This window comes from Bartonella vinsonii subsp. berkhoffii ATCC 51672, assembly GCF_902825225.1.
Lineage (GTDB): Bacteria > Pseudomonadota > Alphaproteobacteria > Rhizobiales > Rhizobiaceae > Bartonella > Bartonella berkhoffii.
Window position 1 is genome coordinate 1 of sequence record NZ_CADEAK010000348.1, and the last position, 385, is coordinate 385.

Genomic DNA, 385 nt, shown 5'->3' on the forward strand with positions numbered 1-385 from the left:
AAACACGACTTGTTACTCTCATAAAAATTGTATCCGAAACAGTACAGAATTAACTCAAATGCTGTCCCTAGCCTATAGTGAACAACCAACCCATGTTTCGTGGTGCACGAGGCGGCGCTTTGCAGCCAGCCATTATTCAACGAGCTGTTCGAAATCTACGTGCAAGCCTTGGTTTACCAGAGACAGCGACACCTCATACCTTGCGCAATTCTTTTGCCACCCATCTTTTATCCCGTGGGGGAGATTTACGCACCATTCAAGAACTTCTTGGTCATGCCTGCCGCTCAACTACCCAAGCCTATACCCATGTTGATACAGATCGCTTATTAGAAATTTATCAAAAAGCACATCCTCGCTTTGAAAAAACTTGAATGGAAAAGCAAAT

Annotated in this window: 1 pseudogene; it reads left to right on the forward strand. The window is 43.9% G+C overall.

Annotated elements, in window-relative coordinates:
- Positions 1-371: pseudogene (locus J7R10_RS09560) on the forward strand (tyrosine-type recombinase/integrase); the annotation flags it as partial.
- Between the last annotated feature and the right edge of the window lie 14 nt (positions 372-385).